Source organism: Thermoclostridium caenicola (assembly GCF_900142095.1).
Taxonomy (GTDB): Bacteria; Bacillota; Clostridia; order DSM-8532; family DSM-8532; genus Thermoclostridium_A; species Thermoclostridium_A caenicola.
The window spans coordinates 75,498-90,762 of the sequence record NZ_FQZP01000004.1 but is presented as its reverse complement, the minus strand read 5'-3'; the positions used below and the strand labels follow the sequence as shown (position 1 = coordinate 90,762).

Sequence of the window (15,265 nt, the reverse complement as noted above, 5' to 3'; positions counted from 1 at the left end):
ATCCATATTGTCAAACTTACCATTTTATATTAAATCAAAAACAAGCGTTATGCAAGCCTGTTCAAAGCCCCGTTACAGGATGATAATATCCTTGGTACTTCCTGTAAGATTCCTGGGTTTTCCGTCAACCAGCACCACCATATCCTCGATGCGCACCCCGCCAAGGCCTTCCACATAGATACCCGGTTCCACCGAGAAAACCATGCCGTCCTGCAGGATATCCTCCGACTTGGCGGACAACCTGGGCTCTTCATGGATCTCGATACCCACGCCGTGGCCCAGGCTATGACCGAAATGCGCGCCGTATCCGGCCCGGGCGATGATATCCCGTGCAACTTTATCCGCATCGCTGGCCTTCATGCCCGAATGCAGGCTTTCCAAAGCAGCCAGCTGGGCGTCCAGGACAATCCGGTATATCTTTTTCATCTCTTCGCCCGGTTCCCCGATAAATATTGTTCTCGTCATATCCGAACAATAATGGCGGTAAATCACGCCAAAATCGAGGACCAGGGCGTCGCCCGGTTTCAGCCTGTTCTCGGTGGGTACCGCATGGCACATGGCCGAGCGCTCACCGGCGGCTACAATGGTGGCAAAGGATGGCCCGGAAGCCCCCAGTTTTCTCATCTGGTATTCGATCTCAGCCGCAAGCTCCGACTCGGTCATGCCTGGCTTAATCACCTTCAGGATCTCTTCAAAAACCTGATCCCCCAGCCGGACGGCCTGGGCGATGGCTTCTATCTCACCTGCATCCTTCCTGATCCGCAAAAGGTCGATCTCATTGCCGATGCCTTCAAGCCTTTGCGCATGGGGCAGCCTGGCCTTGAAGCGTTCATATTCCGAATAGGTGAGCTGGTTTCCTTCAAATCCCACGGCGCCCATGCCTTCTTCGGCAAGGATCCCGTCGAGGGTCGCATAAAAGCTGTCGGCATGTTCCACCACTTCAATCCCTTCAAAGACCTGGTTTTTCGCCTGGATGGTATAGCGGAAATCCACAACAAGCCATGCTTTCTCCCGTCCGATAAGAAGATAGGAAGTGGATCCGGAAAAGCCCGACAGATAATAGGTATTGGCCCGGCCTGTGATGATCAGTCCGTCCAATCCCTTTTCCGATATGATGTTTCTGACTTTGCCCAGTCTGTCGTTCATTGCAAACCTTCTTTCTGATGCCAGCGCCCTCGTTCCGTCAGGTCAACCCGGCCTTCAGGTTCAGGGCCTGGTTTCCTCCAATTTCTTCACAAGAGCAAAAAGGGCTGCCGAATAGGACAACGCTCCCAACCCGCTGATTTGACCCATGCATACGGGAGCAATGACCGACCTGGCTCTGAACTCCTCCCTGGCATGGACATTGGACAAATGGACCTCCACCGCGGGAATCCCCACCGCGGCAATGGCATCCCGGATGGCATAGCTGTAATGGGTAAAGGCGCCGGGGTTGATGATGAGGCCATGAACACCCGATCTCGCGGCATCATGGATGCAATCGATGATAGCGCCTTCATGGTTGGACTGGAAGAATTCAATCGCCACACCATAATCCCTGGCTTCCTGCCTTAACGCGTTTTCTATGTCTTCAAGGGTTTGGGTTCCGTACACTTTCGGTTCCCGGGTACCCAGCAGGTTCAGGTTGGGTCCGCTGATCACTCTGATTTTCAGCATCTTTAAACCCCCTTGCTCCAGATCAATCATTCATCCAACATTTTATATGATTTGCATTTCATCGGCAACAAAGACATGGAAATCATGGGGTGCGAGCTGCAATTGCTTCGCTAATTTACCGGATAGCCGGAAATGATATAATGGAGATGGCATCAAAATCCAGAGCTTTATGCAAGGAGGCCTGCCATGAGAGCATTCCTGAAGCTGGTTGAAATCCAGACAAAGATAGCCAGCGTCGTACCTTTTATATGGAGCATTGTCTACACCGGATACCGTTTTCGCAGCCTGCAGCCTTTGCTCCTCATCTATTTCTTCATTTCCATGCTTGCCTTCGATATGTTCACCACTGCTCTGAACAATTACCAGGACTGGAAGCGGGCAAGAAAACGGCATGGCTATAACTATGAAAAGCATAACGCCATCGTCCGCTACGGCATGAGTGAAAAAACGGTTATCCTGATCATTGCCGTCCTCTTTGCCATCGCCGTTGTCTTCGGCATTTTGGTCTTCCTGCATGCCGATTACATGGTGCTGCTCCTGGGAATGGCCTGCTTCCTTGTGGGCATCCTGTATTCCGCAGGACCGCTTCCCATATCCAGAACCCCTCTGGGCGAGATCTTCTCGGGTTTTTTCATGGGATATGTCCTGCCGTTCATCGTCATCTACCTTTCCCTTTTCACCGGCAGGCCCATCCGGCTGGTCCTGGAAAATGAGCATATCTCCATCATCCTCAACTGGCAGGTGCTGCTCCCCGTAACGGTGGCTCTCATCCCGCCCATGCTTCTCATTGCCGGGATCATGCTGGCCAACAATATCTGCGATGTGGAGGACGACATTGAAAACAAGCGCTACACGCTTCCCATCTGCATGGGCAAGGAAAAGGCGCTCATCCTGTTTTATCTGCTCTACGTCCTGTGCTACCTGGACATCCTTGTCGGCATCGTTCTCGGATACCTTCCCGTCCTGTCCCTGATAACCTTGCTCCCCGCTTTCAGGGTAGTGCGGAACCTTCAGGCCTTCAGCAGGCTTCAGACCAAGAAGGACACCTTCAGGTATGCCGTAGACAACCTCATCCTGGTGATGGCTCCGCTCATTCTCAGCACCCTCCTGGCCTGGCTTGTGTAGACAGGGGGGACGGTTTCCTTGGCATATCGTACAGTACATGGGAGCCCGTAAAGCCCGGTCGCTGTGCTGCACGGCTGCAAAACAGCAGCTGTTCGAATGGGGGGCGGCTGAACTCGCTCCGCTCAAACAGCAGCCGCCCTTTTCCCATTCTCACAGGCTGTTTTGGCGCCTTATCGCAATGCGACCTTAACCTTTACGGGCTCCCTTCTTGTGTGAAGCTTCTGTAGTCCTCACTTCCCATAGAAAGAACCGTCCCCTTGTTCTATCGGCTTGCCGCGGCCTCAAAGATCTGCTTCAGGGTGAGGGCATCCTCCACCATCTTGTCCCTGGATTCGCTGATGATGACGGGTTCAATGCCCAGTTCAAGGATGGCTTCGGCCAGCGGTTCGAAATCCGGACCATACCGGGTATCCGCATAGGTCCAATGCTTTTTTTCTCCCCCCTTACCCACCTCGACACGGCTGAAATGCATATGGACCGTACGCATCCGTTCCTGGCCCAGCTCCTGACCGATGAATTTCAAAATGTCCAAATATTCCTTTTTGCTTTTCAGGCCGCCGCGGGTGAGGGCGTGCACATGCCCGAAATCGACGCAGGGAATCAGATAGTCCGCAAGGCTGCACAGTTCTACCACTTCCAGAATGTTTCCCAACTGGCTGTGCTTGCCCAGGACTTCCGGACAAATGGTGATATCATCCAGTCCTTCGGCCCTGACCGCGTCAAGGACGCTCAAAAACGTATCCTTGGCCAGTTCCAAGGCAGTTTCACGGCTGATTCCCGATACATAGCCGGGATGCATGATAATGCGTTCCGCACCCATGATTTTTGCAATGCGAAGGGTTTCCAGGATATAATCAATGGATTTTTCCCTTTTTTGCTTCTCCGTGCTGGATAAATTGATGTAATAGGGGGCATGGATGCTGACGCGGACATTGTGTTTCCTGCATTTTTCTCCTATCCGGGCAGCGGTTTCCTCCTTCAGGAGCACCCCCTTGGTGCACTGGTACTCATAGGCGTTAAGCCCCAGCTCAGCCAGCCATTGGGGCATTTCCCATGAGTGCTTGTAGCCTTTATCGTAAAAACTGCTCGGGTTGCCTGCCGGCCCAAACCATATCATTTCATTCCCACCCGCCGACAAATTTCTTGCGTTTCATTATACAGGACCATCGGTCTGATTACCAGGGTCCCTCTTTCTTCAGCATTTACTCTTTTTATTATGAGCGCCCCCAGTAAAACCAAACTCCCAAATATTACCTTTTATTTGCCATTTGCTGCTTCACATGATAGAATGCTTTTGAAACTGAGCACGTTTCGTGAAAGGAAGTCGGTATGATGGAACCTGTTCCGTCAATGGAGAAGCGTTACCAAATCAGACCGGGAGACGTTGACTTTCAGAAAAAGCTGAAGCTCAGCGCGCTATTCAACTATTTCCAGGATGTCGCCAACCTGCATGTAGAAAGCCTTGGCATCGGCATTGAGCGCCTGATCCAGGACTTCGGCGTTACCTGGGTTCTCACGCGCATAAGGGTGGATATGGAAAGGATGCCCCTGCTCGGGGAAGAAATCGTGGTGGAGACCTGGCCCCAATTGCCCAAAAGAATGGAGTTTGACAGGGACTTCCTGGTCCGCGACGCCTCAAACCATGTGCTGGTCCGGGCTACATCCAACTGGGTCATCATGGACATCCGGACGCGGGAAGTGAAAAAACCTGAAACCATCCCCATCCATTACCCCTTTACCCCCAGGGAGCGGACCATCGACTGCAGGCTGGGAAGATTCAAGGCGTTCGGCACACCGGAAATTGCCTACGACAAGGTGATCGGCTACAGTGAAATTGATCTGAACGAGCATCTCAATAATTCCAGATACATCGATATCGTCATGGATTGCTTCAGCCTGGAGGAGCACCGGCAGTTCAGCTTCAAAAGCCTGGAGATCAGTTATCTGAATGAGTCCCTGCCCGGTGACAGGCTGACCCTTTACAGGGACGCAACGGCCTTGCGGGACGGCTTATTCTATATCGAAGGGATCAACCAGAACGCTATCCGCTCATTCAAGGCGCTGGTCTCCGTCCGGCCAATCAGCCAACCCTGACAATGCCGTCATCCTGTTGGACAGCCGTACCGAAGCTATCGGATGCATCTGCCTCTCCGGCATGAAGCCAGGGCTGCGTTCCTGAAGACAAAAACATATCCGGAATGGAACATGCCGGATGCTGACTACCATGTGCAGTGGACTATAAAGGAGTAGACATGTGGGATTTTGAAGGAATATACATACGTCTATACGAGGCCTACGGCCCGCAGGGCTGGTGGCCCCTTCTCAAAAAGGACAAGGATGGATGGCGGTGTCATTATGTACCCGAGAATTCGATCAGGGAACTGAACCGGCAAGAGCGCTTTGAGATCTGCGTCGGCGCCATCCTGACCCAGAACACGGCCTGGAGCAATGCCGAACGGGCCCTTATATGCCTTGCCCAGGCGGACATTCTCGATCCGGACGCTCTTGCGGATATGGATGTGGACACCATCGCCGGGCATATCCGATCCAGCGGTTACTACAATCAAAAGGCCAAAAAACTGAAAGCCTTCGCCCAATTCTACCGGTGCGACCCGCCCCCGGATCGGAAACTGTTTCTGGCACAATGGGGCCTTGGGCCGGAAACCGTTGATGACATGCTGCTTTATGCCTATAACCAGCCCGTCTTCGTCATAGACATTTACACCATCAGGCTCTTTTCCAGGCTTGGGCTGTGCGATGCCAAAATAACCTACCATGATCTGCAGCGTCAGATCATGGACCGGCTGAAACAGGATCCCCTTCTCTACAAGGAATACCATGCCCTGATCGTCCGGCATGCCAAGGAGCATTGCAGCAAGAAGCCGGATTGCAGCGGATGCCCCCTCGAAAGCGGATGCATGCGGACAGGTTTGTCCGACTAAGCGCGCGACATGCTCTGCTTGGGAAAACGCTGCCGCAAAACACGGCTTCCTGGATACATATCATTTTACTGCCGTTACGGCAGCTCAATCACCTTGTTGTTCTTGGATTCCCTGTACAGCACAAACCGGTTTCCAACCACCTGGATGACTTCCGCTCCCAGCTTCTCGGCCAGGATATCGGCCGCCTCCCGGGCGGTCAGCGGGCTGTTGCGCATGACGCTGGCCTTGACCAGCTCCCTGGCCTCCAGCGCATCGTCAAACTGCTTGATGCTGTTGGCTTCCAGCCCGTTCTTGCCCACCTGGAATATGGCCGGTATGTTATTGGCAAGGGATCTGAGATAGCTTCTCTGTTTTCCTGTCAATTTGATTTCTCCTTCAAAAGGCCCGCAGCCTTGCCGACCGAAGAACGGCAATGGCGGACTGTCCGAGCCGGATAAACCTGCCCGGAACCGGCTTATCAGGGTATATAATCGAATTCGATTTCTCCTATGCGCACGGTGTCGCCTTCCTGGATGCCCTCTTTTTCCAGCGCTTCAATAACCCCTTTGTTCTTCATGGCGCGCTGGAAATACTGGAGGGATTCTCGGTCATCCAGGTTGACCGACCCCAGGATCTTCCGGATCCACGGTCCATCCACCACATAAACGCCGTTCTCCCTGGTAACGGTGAAGGGCGGCTCTTCCTTCTTCTCCTCTGCCACCGTTTCCCTGTGGGCAGGATCGAACAGGACGATCTCGGGCAAATCCTTCAGCCTTTCATAGGCATATCGGATCAGTTCGTCCACGCCTTTCCTGGTGGCCGCCGATATCACAAAGACCGGGTATCCCCTTCTCTCCATCTCGCTTTTGAACCGCTCCAGCCTGGACGTATCCGCCAGGGCGTCCACCTTGTTGGCGGCGATGATCTGGGGCCTTTTCGCCAGCTCGGGATTATACTTCTCAAGTTCACGGGTGATCACATCCACATCCTGGATGGCATCCCGCCCGTCTGCCTCGGATATATCGACGATATGGATGAGCAGCCGCGTACGCTCGATATGCCTTAAGAACTGGTGCCCCAGTCCCGCACCCTCATGGGCGCCCTCAATGAGGCCGGGGATATCCGCCATGACAAAGCTGGCCCCTTCTGCCACCGAAACAACGCCCAGGTTGGGAGACAATGTGGTGAAGTGGTAGTTGGCGATCTTGGGCCTGGCTGCCGAAACCACCGACAGCAGCGTTGATTTGCCCACATTCGGAAATCCGATGAGGCCCACATCGGCCAGAAGTTTCAGCTCCAGGATCACGGTCCTCTCCTCGCCGGGTGTACCCTTGCGGGCAAAATTGGGCGCCTGCCGGGTGGGGGTGGCAAAATGCTGGTTGCCCCAACCGCCCTTTCCGCCTTTAACGATAACCTCTTCCTGGCCTTCCCGTGAAAGATCCGCCAGGATTCTGCCGGTTTCCTTGTCCCGCACGATGGTACCCAGGGGTACCCTGACCACCAGGTTCTCCCCGGCGTGGCCGCTGCAGTTCTTGCTGCCGCCCCTTTCGCCATTGGGGGCTATATACTTCCTTTTGTAACGGAAGTCCACCAGGGTCCTGAGCCCCATATCCACCTTAAAGATGATATCGCCGCCGTCGCCCCCGTCACCGCCGTCGGGTCCTCCGTTGGGTATATATTTTTCCCTGCGGAAGGAAACGGCGCCGTCACCGCCGTCGCCTGCTTTCAGATAAACCTCTGCTATGTCTATAAACATTCAAATCCTCCTCGGATCCGCCATGTGGTCAGTCTCTCTTTTCCGATCCGCGTAACATGCGTCAAAACCGCCAAGATAACAAAGAAGGGACGATGCCTCGTCCCTCACAAGCTCCATTAGTTTTAGGCGTAAACGCTGACCTTCTTTCTGGTCTTGTCAAGCCTTTCAAATTTCACCCTGCCGTCGATGAGGGCGAACAGCGTATCGTCTCCGCCTCTGCCGACATTGGCACCGGGATGGATCTTGGTGCCTCTCTGCCTTACGAGGATGTTACCTGCCAGCACATACTGGCCGTCTCCGCACTTCACGCCGAGCCTTTTGGACTCGCTGTCGCGGCCGTTCTTGGTGCTACCTACGCCCTTTTTGTGGGCAAACAGCTGCAGATTTATTCTTACCATCGGTTACACCTCCCTATTCATCACGCGCAAATGCCTCGCATACTGCATCTCAATTTGCTTTAAACCTATTTCCAGGGTTTCCAGTATGATTTCGGCTTTGGCCAAAACATCGGGGGATATGTTGTCGGGGAGCATCATCTCAAGCCTTCCGTCGGATTCGGTATATTCACTTATGCCGCACAGCTCATCCAACGCGCCGATGGCGGTATATCCGATGGCGGATATGGCCGCGCATACCAGATCATATTCTCCCTGCCGGCCTGCACCGGCATGTCCCCTGATTCTGAAACCCCTGATCAATCCGTCTTTGGAACGGTAAATGGTTGCTTTGGTCATGTTCTGCTATCAGGCGTTGATCTTTTCGATCTGAACCTTTGTGTAGGGCTGTCTGTGTCCCTGCTTCTTTCTCGAATGCTTCTTGGGCTTGTACTTGAAGACGATGATCTTCTTGGACTTGCCATGGCTGAGAACCTTTGCAGATACAGTAGCCCCGCTGACTGTCGGCGTTCCGACATTCAGGCTGCCATCCTTGGATACGGCGATAACCTTGTCGAATACGACCTGATCGCCCTCATTGGCTGACAGCTTCTCAATGAAGAGGGTATCCCCTTCCTGTACCTTGTACTGCTTTCCGCCTGTTTCGATAATAGCGTACACTATGCTTGCACCTCCTCCACCCAATCTCGCCTCTGAAGGGACGGATGCAACCCGCCTGTTTAGCGGATAATCCGATTTTGGACCCTTTTTCGTGCGGTTGCCGTTATATTCTATCACAAGGCATTTCCCATGTCAAACATTTTCAGGCTGCGCCTGCCAATGCTTTCCGCTGATGTATGGACTTGTTTTCGCCCGGATGATGAAGGCAATTCCCCGAACCAGCCAATCCGTGCACCAGAACAGCCAGATGCCCATGAGCCCCCACCCGGTATAATGGACCGTAAACCATGCCCCCAGCACGCGCACAAACCACATGCTCAGCACCGAAACAACCGTCACGCAGGCGGAATCCCCGGTGCTTCGGATACAGGATGGCAGCACAAAGGCAACAGGCCACAGCAGGGGCATCACCAGCAGCACCATGTTCAGCACATCATATATCATGCCCTTCACGTCATCGGGCGGTGAGTAGAGCTGGGTGATCAGCGGAAGCAGGGGAACCGTGACCAGGGTGGTAACCACCAGAAAAACGACGGCATAGCCTGTCAGGGATCTGATGATTTTCCGCAGTTCCTTTCCATAAACCCGGGAACCGATGGCCTGCCCCACCATGGTCACCGCCACAAGGGAAAGGGAAGTTCCGGGAATATTGATCAGTTCGGTGATGGAGCCGGCGATGCTGTTGGCCGCCAGGGCAGCCGTACCCAGGGCCGTCACAAAAGTTTGTATGATGAGCTTCCCTCCGTTGAAAATCAAACCGTCAATGCAGGTTGGCACGCCAATCTTAAGGACAGGAACAATGGTGTCCCGCTCCACTTTCATGGATGATTTCCGGATATTGACCCCATCGTTGTGGTAGAGGAGTAAGGCTATCAGGCACGCCGATGCGACGCGGGACAGCAAAAGCGCAATGCCTACGCCGGACACACCCCATCCAAAAATATAAATGCAGAGGGCGCCAACACCCACATTGATGCCATTGGACAGAATGGAAATCCTCATGGGGGATCGGGTATTCCCGCTGCCCCTCAGGATGCCGGAGGCCATGGAAAAGGCAGCAAGGAACGGATAGGACAGGGCGGAGTAATTCAGGTAGATCCTGGCATATTGCTTGACCTGTTCTTCCGCTTCCCCAAACAGAAGATTGACGGTCGCTCCCCCAAAGATCAGGAAAGCGATGCCGCAGGCAACGGCAGTCAACACACAGACCACCATGGACTGGACAGCGGTTCTGTTGGCCTTATCCATATCTCCGGCGCCTATGCTCTGGGCCACCACGACCGTTGCGCCGGTGGCGAAGGAGGTAAACAGGTTCATGATGAGAAAGTTCAGGGATGACACGATGCTCACAGCAGATATGGCCGTCATGCCAACACCGCTGACCATCATGGTATTGACCATGCCAATGGTGGTCGCCAGTGCCTGCTCGATAAGAACAGGCCACAGGAGCCTGAAAAAGAGTTTTCTGTCGAACATCTGCTGCACCTTAATCTTACGCCCGTATGGCCGCGAAAATGATATGGACATATTATACACCACTGTATGCCGATTTTGGGGGATACCCGTCAAAATCAGCGATTTGACGGATTATCCCGGATAGTGACAGGGCATTCCACAGCCTTCTGACAAAACCCCGGGGCATGCCCTCCAATGACGACCTTTCGTCCCGGCCTGGCTGGCGGTCTATACAGTGGACAATATCAGAAGCCATTATTATAATAGATAAGGTATTAAAAGGGGAATTGCGGGAAATATCGCAAAAGCGCATCCCATCCCGCATTCCTGCCCGGGTACGGCCGGAAAGACTTCGGCCGGAAGGATGCCGTTCAGGCATCCACATATTGATTGGATGTGCCCTGCGCACAAATGCAAAAAAAGCCCTGTTGGCGTTTTCTTGGCCAAAGGGCTTGGCAAATAAGGATAAGCGAGGAGTTGGCATGAGATCCTATCGATTCAGAAGGGAAAAAGTCTACCGGAGAAGGCGGGCCGGCATTTTTGTGGTGCTCGTGTTCCTGATTGCCTGTGTGGCATACTTCCTGTTTTTCAGGGGATCCGGAAACAGCAACGGTGTTGCCGTCAACACGCCCACGCCGTCTGCGGCAACCGATTCACCAACACCTGTAACGCCGGAAACTACGCCGGAGCCTACGCCCACTCCCACGCCGGAGCCGAAAGGCACCTATACCGAATCCCACGGCTTCCTTCCGGCCATCGGTTCGCTGCCGCCCAGCGGGAAGATGGATGAGCTCAGGGCCATGGTGGAGGATTTCATCGGCAAACAGTCCGGCCGGTACGGGGTAACCTTCATCGACCTTGCCACAGGCGAGTCCTTCGGCATCAACGATAAGGAAGAATATATCGCTGCAAGCACGTCGAAGCTTCCCATGAACCTGCTCCTGTACATCAAGATCGAGTCCGGTGAGGTGGACCCCGATATGATGCTGGAATACAAGCCCTCCCACCTTGAATACGGGACCGGCATCATTCAGAATTCCCCCTACGGCACCAAGTACTCGGTTCGGGAAACATCGGAGCTTTCCCTGCGGAAGAGCGACAACTGCGGCATCAACATGATTATTGAGCTTTTGGGCATAGAGAACATCCGCCAGTATATCGTGGATCTGGGCGGCGTGGTTTATTACGACAAGCGCCACCGTTCATGCCCATACGATATGGCCCTTGTGGCACAGGAGCTTTACAGGCGCTACCTGAGCAACCCGGCGGTCTATGAGAAGATGATTGAGGACCTGGAAAACACCGACTGGAGCGACCGCATCGACGCACTTTTGCCGGACCATGTGCGCGTGGCCCATAAGATCGGCAACCAGACCCGGACCGCCAACGATGTGGGCATCGTTTTTGCATCCCACCCCTATGTGCTCTCGGTCATGACCGAAGAAGTGGATTTCGGGACCGCCTGCAAAAAAATAGCCGAAATGTCCAAAATGATCTATGAATTTGTGGAGGGATATGCCGCAGAGCAGGCAGAATAACAGTCAGGAGGAGTATGATGTACACCGTATATCGCAGGAGAAGGCGCAGACTCAATAAAGGAAGGTTTTTCACGTTCCTTCTGCTTTTGGCGCTCATCGTGGCAGCCGTTGTGTATCTTATCCGGGGCGGGCTGCCCTGGAACCGGGACGGGCTGGTTGCCGACGCAAGCCCGACCGCTTCCGATACGGCCAATCAGGGCGGCGATTCAACGCCTACCCCTGAACCCACGCCCTGGCCCACACCGGAACCCATGCCGGAGGAAAGCACCGATCCTGCGGTTCTGGATGTTTCCTGGCAGACGCCGGCGGTTTTCGACGGACCCAATGCCTTTCCCGAGTCTGCATCATTGGCTTTTGGTGGCAGGATAAAGTACTGGGTATTCCGGAACAACAAGCCTGTGGAGAACTATCAGCCGGGCTATGAGATATCCTTTGGCTCTCCGGACCAATACACCACCCTGGAAGGCATCACCGCCTTCAGGGGCAACCATTACCGAAACTCCGCTTCCTGGGGCACCCGGGACGTTAAGGAGAAAAAGCTGGAGATCGTCTGGACCCATGATCTGGGCGCCATTTCGGCCGAGGGCAGCTACTGGCCCGGCACCGGCTGGACCGGCCAGCCCCTCATCGTGCATTGGCCTGAAAGAGAAAGAAGGCTCATGAACATCAAGCCCGAGTTCAAGGACAAGGACCTGGTGGAGGTCATCTATCCGGCCCTGGACGGCAACATCTATTTCCTCGACCTGGAAACCGGAAAGCCCACCAGGGACAAGATAGAAGTAGGTTTCCCCATGAAGGGCACCGGCATGGTGGACCCCAGGGGCTATCCCATCCTCTATACGGGCATGGGACTCAATGAAAACAACGGGAAGTTCACCGAGTTCAAATATAACATCTTCAGCCTCATCGACCAGAAACCCCTGTATGCCATCTTCGGCCGTGATCCCATGGCCTTCAGGGAATGGGGCGCCTTCGACGCGTCGGCCCTGGTGGACGGGGAAACCGACACTTTCCTGGAAGTCGGGGAAAACGGCCTGATATACAAGGTTAAGCTCAATACCCGATACGATCCGGAAGCGGGCACCATCGACATCGCCCCGCAGCTCACCAAGTTCAGGTACCAGGACATGAACAACCCCGAGCAGGGCATCGAAAACTCTCCTGCTTTCTATAAGAACTACATGTATTTCTGCGACAACGGCGGAACCTTCATGTGCCTGGACATCAACACCTTAAAGCCTGTCTGGATCTATGATGTGGGGGATGATACCGATACAACCACCGTCATCGAAGAAACACCCGAGGGCGTATTCCTGTATACCGCCAACGAGATCGACAAGCGGAGCCAGAACAACAAGAGTCCGACAGCCCCCTGCAATATCCGCAAGTTCAACGCCCTCACCGGGGAGTTGATTTGGCAGAGGGATTACGAATGCTATTACCAGTTCTACATCAACGGCGGATCATTGGGAACGCCCATTGTAGGCAAAAATGATATTGCGGATCTCATCATCTTCCCCATCTGCTTTACCGGTTCCACCAGCGACGGGATGCTGGTGGCGCTCGACAAGAAGACCGGCGAAGAGGTATGGACGAGGAAGCTTTCGGCCTACAGCTGGAGTTCCCCGGTGGATTTCCTGTCCAGCGACGGCAAGACCTACGCCGTATTCTGCGATTTCAACGGGGATCTGCACCTGTTCGATCCGAGAACCGGAAAGGATCTGGATGTCATAAGTCTTGGCAGGAATATCGAATCCTCTCCGGCGGTTTATAATGATATGATCGTGGTGGGATCCTACACACCGAAAATCTATGGTGTACGAATCAAGTAACCGTGCCCGTTACCGTCATTGGAATCCTCCGGCCTGGCCGATTTTAGATGCCGGCTCTGACCCGGGTTTCCGGATGGCATCATGTGCATGAGCTATAAGAGGAGGTTTATCTCATGGATCAAAACAACCGCACAGGGAATTTCAAAGTGCTTGTTCCGGTATTCCTGGTCAGCCTGGTGGTGCTGATTGCCCTGCTGGTTTTCCAGGACAGGCTGCCCTGGGTTGACAGAAGCCAGGCTGTTTCGCCCACGCCGGAAGCCTCTTCGGACGTCCCGCAGACGCTTGAGCCGACGCCTGAGCCAACGCCGACTCCCGAGCCGACACCCACGCCGGAGATAACAGACCCGGAAGCCTTGCTGCTGGATTGGCAGGACCCGCCTTCCTTTGTGAGCAAGACCAAGGGGAACAATCACAGTGTGGTCAAGAAATACGCCGACGGCGCCACCATCCAGTACCAGGTCCTCCAGGGCGGAAAGCCGGTGGACTATATGCCGGACTATACTCTGGCCTTCGCTTCCGACAAGGCCTATTCCCTGGTGGAGGGCATCACCACTTTCCGCGGCAACAACTACCGCAATACCGCTTCTTTCGGCACAGCCGACATCGTGGAGAAGAAGCTTGAAATCGTATGGAGCCATGATGTGGGCGCTATTTCAGCAGCCAACAGCTTCTGGCCGGGATCGGGATGGACCGGGCAGCCGCTCCTGGTCCACTGGCCCGAGGAGATCAGGAACCTGATGAACATCCATCCTGAGATGAAGAGCAAGGATCTGGTGGAAGTGATCTACCCCATCCTGGACGGCAACATCTATTTCCTCGACCTGGAGACCGGAAAACCCACCCGTGAGAAGATTAAGATCGGCTTTCCCATAAAGGGTACCGCCATGGTGGATCCCAGGGGATATCCGCTGCTCTACACGGGCATGGGCATCAACGAGAACAACGGAAAATATACCGAGTTCAAGTTCCGCATCATCAGCCTCATTGACCAGAAGGAAATCTTCACCTTCCCGGGCAAGGATCCCAATGCCTACCGTTCATGGGGCGCCATGGATTCCTCACCCATCCTGAACCGGCAGACCGACACCCTGATCCAGCCCATGGAAAACGGCATGGTCAACAAGATCAAGCTGAACACCCAGTTTGATCCCACAACCGGCACGCTTTCACTCAATCCTCAAATCACCCAGTACCGCTATAAGTCCTCCTACAGCCCCAACAGTTCGGATCAGGGCATAGAGGGCTCCGCGGCCTACTACCGGAACCTGATGTACATCTGCGACAACGGCGGCACCCTCCAGTGCCTGGACATCAACTCACTGGAGCCGGTCTGGATTTTCGATGTGGAGGATGACACCGACAGCACCATCGTTGTTTCTGAGGAAGAAGACGGCGTCTACATCTACACCGCCAATGAGGTGGATAAGCGATGCGCCAGTACCGGCAAAGCCACAGCGCCGGCCAACATCAGAAAGATCAACGCCCTGACCGGAGAACTTGTCTGGCAGAAGGACTACACCTGCTATTACCGTAACTACATCAACGGCGGTGTGCTGGGAACGCCCCTTGTAGGGAAAAACGATATTGCGGACCTGATCATCTATCCCGTTTGCTTTACCGGCTCCCAATACGACGGCAAGCTGGTGGCGCTGGACAAAAAAACCGGCGAAGAGGTTTGGGTCCGGGATTTGTCAGCCTACAGCTGGAGTTCCCCGGTGGACATCCTGGGTTCCGACGGCAAGACTTATGCCCTGTTCTGCGATTTCAAGGGCGATATGCACCTCTTTGATCCGAAGACCGGGGAGGATCTGGATGTGGTCTCTCTGGGCGCCAATATCGAATCCTCGCCGGCGGTTTACGGCAACATGGCCGTTGTAGGCTCCTACGCCCAGAAGATCTTCGGCGTGCGCATCAAATAAAACCGGAT

At 54.2% G+C, this 15,265-nt stretch carries 15 protein-coding genes; 6 read left to right on the top strand and 9 right to left on the bottom strand.

Annotated elements, in window-relative coordinates; all coding sequences use genetic code 11:
• Positions 1-72 precede the first annotated feature (72 nt).
• Together F3H12_RS02360 and aroQ are read right to left on the bottom strand one after the other, a co-directional pair.
• Positions 73-1,146 carry a M24 family metallopeptidase gene (locus F3H12_RS02360; RefSeq protein WP_149677743.1) on the bottom strand — a complete coding sequence of 358 codons (1,074 nt, stop codon included), beginning with the start codon at positions 1,144-1,146 and terminating at the stop codon, positions 73-75.
• A gap of 60 nt (positions 1,147-1,206) precedes the next feature.
• The gene (gene aroQ, locus F3H12_RS02355; protein ID WP_479694063.1) at positions 1,207-1,653 is read right to left on the bottom strand and encodes a type II 3-dehydroquinate dehydratase; all 447 of its coding nucleotides are present in this window, start codon (positions 1,651-1,653) and stop codon (positions 1,207-1,209) included.
• A gap of 189 nt (positions 1,654-1,842) precedes the next feature.
• Here aroQ and F3H12_RS02350 point away from each other — a divergent pair, with 189 nt between their 5' ends.
• On the top strand, positions 1,843-2,781 hold the full coding sequence (locus F3H12_RS02350) for a 1,4-dihydroxy-2-naphthoate polyprenyltransferase (protein ID WP_149677741.1): 939 nt from the start codon (positions 1,843-1,845) through the stop codon (positions 2,779-2,781).
• A 262-nt stretch (positions 2,782-3,043) separates the two neighbouring features.
• Here the strand turns inward: F3H12_RS02350 and F3H12_RS02345 are convergent, their stop codons facing one another.
• Positions 3,044-3,898 (bottom strand): TIM barrel protein, encoded by an 855-nt coding sequence (locus F3H12_RS02345; protein ID WP_149677740.1) that lies wholly within the window; start codon positions 3,896-3,898, stop codon positions 3,044-3,046.
• A 212-nt stretch (positions 3,899-4,110) separates the two neighbouring features.
• On the opposite strand from F3H12_RS02345, the gene F3H12_RS02340 reads away from it, so the two are divergent.
• Positions 4,111-4,875 (top strand): acyl-[acyl-carrier-protein] thioesterase, encoded by a 765-nt coding sequence (locus tag F3H12_RS02340; RefSeq protein ID WP_243133164.1) that lies wholly within the window; start codon positions 4,111-4,113, stop codon positions 4,873-4,875.
• A 158-nt stretch (positions 4,876-5,033) separates the two neighbouring features.
• Positions 5,034-5,723, top strand: a complete 690-nt coding sequence (locus F3H12_RS02335; RefSeq protein ID WP_149677739.1) for an endonuclease III domain-containing protein — start codon at positions 5,034-5,036, stop codon at positions 5,721-5,723.
• Between the two features lie 74 nt (positions 5,724-5,797).
• Here the strand turns inward: F3H12_RS02335 and yhbY are convergent, their stop codons facing one another.
• From yhbY to F3H12_RS02305, 6 genes are all read right to left on the bottom strand, one after another.
• Positions 5,798-6,085, bottom strand: a complete 288-nt coding sequence (gene yhbY, locus F3H12_RS02330; RefSeq protein ID WP_149677738.1) for a ribosome assembly RNA-binding protein YhbY — start codon at positions 6,083-6,085, stop codon at positions 5,798-5,800.
• A gap of 95 nt (positions 6,086-6,180) precedes the next feature.
• Positions 6,181-7,458, bottom strand: coding sequence for a GTPase ObgE (obgE, locus tag F3H12_RS02325; protein WP_149677737.1), 1,278 nt, complete (start codon positions 7,456-7,458; stop codon positions 6,181-6,183).
• Between the two features lie 122 nt (positions 7,459-7,580).
• Entirely contained in the window at positions 7,581-7,856 is a 276-nt protein-coding gene (gene rpmA / locus F3H12_RS02320) for a 50S ribosomal protein L27 (RefSeq protein ID WP_149677736.1), read from the bottom strand.
• Positions 7,857-7,859: 3 nt separating this feature from the next.
• Complete coding sequence (locus tag F3H12_RS02315; RefSeq protein WP_149677735.1) at positions 7,860-8,192, bottom strand: ribosomal-processing cysteine protease Prp; 333 nt, start codon at positions 8,190-8,192, stop codon at positions 7,860-7,862.
• A gap of 9 nt (positions 8,193-8,201) precedes the next feature.
• On the bottom strand, positions 8,202-8,513 hold the full coding sequence (gene rplU, locus F3H12_RS02310; protein ID WP_149677734.1) for a 50S ribosomal protein L21: 312 nt from the start codon (positions 8,511-8,513) through the stop codon (positions 8,202-8,204).
• A 132-nt stretch (positions 8,514-8,645) separates the two neighbouring features.
• Entirely contained in the window at positions 8,646-9,989 is a 1,344-nt protein-coding gene (locus tag F3H12_RS02305) for an MATE family efflux transporter (protein ID WP_188118325.1), read from the bottom strand.
• A 461-nt stretch (positions 9,990-10,450) separates the two neighbouring features.
• Between F3H12_RS02305 and F3H12_RS02300 the strand changes: the two genes are divergently transcribed.
• The 3 genes from F3H12_RS02300 (at position 10,451) to F3H12_RS02290 (ending at position 15,257) form a co-directional block, all read left to right on the top strand.
• Positions 10,451-11,506: a serine hydrolase gene (locus F3H12_RS02300; RefSeq protein WP_149677732.1), complete on the top strand. Its 1,056-nt coding sequence runs from the start codon at positions 10,451-10,453 to the stop codon at positions 11,504-11,506.
• A gap of 17 nt (positions 11,507-11,523) precedes the next feature.
• Positions 11,524-13,338: an outer membrane protein assembly factor BamB family protein gene (locus F3H12_RS02295; protein ID WP_149677774.1), complete on the top strand. Its 1,815-nt coding sequence runs from the start codon at positions 11,524-11,526 to the stop codon at positions 13,336-13,338.
• A 113-nt stretch (positions 13,339-13,451) separates the two neighbouring features.
• On the top strand, positions 13,452-15,257 hold the full coding sequence (locus F3H12_RS02290) for an outer membrane protein assembly factor BamB family protein (protein ID WP_149677731.1): 1,806 nt from the start codon (positions 13,452-13,454) through the stop codon (positions 15,255-15,257).
• The last annotated feature ends 8 nt before the right edge of the window (positions 15,258-15,265 follow it).

What these genes read in the sequence shown, in the direction of transcription:
- rpmA (WP_149677736.1), bottom strand. Translation starts at nt 7,856, where the DNA reads ATGGTAAGAATAAATCTGCAGCTGTTTGCCCACAAAAAGGGCGTAGGT.
- F3H12_RS02350 (WP_149677741.1), top strand. Translation starts at nt 1,843, where the DNA reads ATGAGAGCATTCCTGAAGCTGGTTGAAATCCAGACAAAGATAGCCAGC.
- F3H12_RS02360 (WP_149677743.1), bottom strand. Translation starts at nt 1,146, where the DNA reads ATGAACGACAGACTGGGCAAAGTCAGAAACATCATATCGGAAAAGGGA.
- F3H12_RS02335 (WP_149677739.1), top strand. Translation starts at nt 5,034, where the DNA reads ATGTGGGATTTTGAAGGAATATACATACGTCTATACGAGGCCTACGGC.
- F3H12_RS02315 (WP_149677735.1), bottom strand. Translation starts at nt 8,192, where the DNA reads ATGACCAAAGCAACCATTTACCGTTCCAAAGACGGATTGATCAGGGGT.
- F3H12_RS02300 (WP_149677732.1), top strand. Translation starts at nt 10,451, where the DNA reads ATGAGATCCTATCGATTCAGAAGGGAAAAAGTCTACCGGAGAAGGCGG.
- F3H12_RS02305 (WP_188118325.1), bottom strand. Translation starts at nt 9,989, where the DNA reads ATGTTCGACAGAAAACTCTTTTTCAGGCTCCTGTGGCCTGTTCTTATC.
- F3H12_RS02340 (WP_243133164.1), top strand. Translation starts at nt 4,111, where the DNA reads ATGATGGAACCTGTTCCGTCAATGGAGAAGCGTTACCAAATCAGACCG.
- obgE (WP_149677737.1), bottom strand. Translation starts at nt 7,458, where the DNA reads ATGTTTATAGACATAGCAGAGGTTTATCTGAAAGCAGGCGACGGCGGT.
- F3H12_RS02295 (WP_149677774.1), top strand. Translation starts at nt 11,524, where the DNA reads ATGTACACCGTATATCGCAGGAGAAGGCGCAGACTCAATAAAGGAAGG.
- F3H12_RS02290 (WP_149677731.1), top strand. Translation starts at nt 13,452, where the DNA reads ATGGATCAAAACAACCGCACAGGGAATTTCAAAGTGCTTGTTCCGGTA.
- F3H12_RS02345 (WP_149677740.1), bottom strand. Translation starts at nt 3,898, where the DNA reads ATGATATGGTTTGGGCCGGCAGGCAACCCGAGCAGTTTTTACGATAAA.